Annotated in this window: 2 pseudogenes; both read right to left on the reverse strand. The window is 51.3% G+C overall.

Annotation, left to right across the window (positions count from 1 at the left end):
- Window positions 1–214 (reverse strand): annotated as a pseudogene (locus M992_RS14290) (2-oxo-hept-4-ene-1,7-dioate hydratase); the annotation flags it as partial.
- Between the two features lie 25 nt (window positions 215–239).
- Window positions 240–550, reverse strand: a pseudogene (locus M992_RS14910) (aldehyde dehydrogenase family protein); the annotation flags it as partial.

Consider the following 550-nt stretch of genomic DNA (forward strand, 5'->3'; position numbering starts at 1 on the left):
TGGCCTGCATGGCTTTTGACGTCAAACCAATCTTATGGCCCTTGAGTACGCGGCCCTCGTGAATTTTGAGATCGACCCATTGACGCTGGATCGCGTAGGCGTCCTCAATGGTGATCTGTGGATGATCGAGCGATATCTGGCGGATCTGCTCACGGCTTTGCTCAGCCTGATGCAAGCGATGGGCGATCTGGCTTATTGTTTCTTTCGTTAACATTGCGTTATTTGCCGTCATAGGCACCTCAGTTGTTCTCAATTCCGCCAAAGCAGAGATATTTCACTTCCAGATAATCTTCGATTCCGTAGCGCGAACCTTCGCGCTCTAAACCCGATTGTTTAATCCCACCAAACGGCGCGACTTCGTTTGAAATCAGCCCTTCATTGATGCCAACCATTCCGCTTTCCGGCGCTTCGGCAACGCGATAAATACGTCCGATGTCGCGTGAGTAGAAGTAGGCGGCGAGTCCTGATTCAGTTTGATTCGCTAAGCGAATGGCGTCTGCTTCATCGCGAAAACGAAGAGGGGAGCGACAGGGCCGAAGGTTTCTTCATG

Source organism: Moellerella wisconsensis ATCC 35017, assembly GCF_001294465.1.
Lineage (GTDB): Bacteria > Pseudomonadota > Gammaproteobacteria > Enterobacterales > Enterobacteriaceae > Moellerella > Moellerella wisconsensis.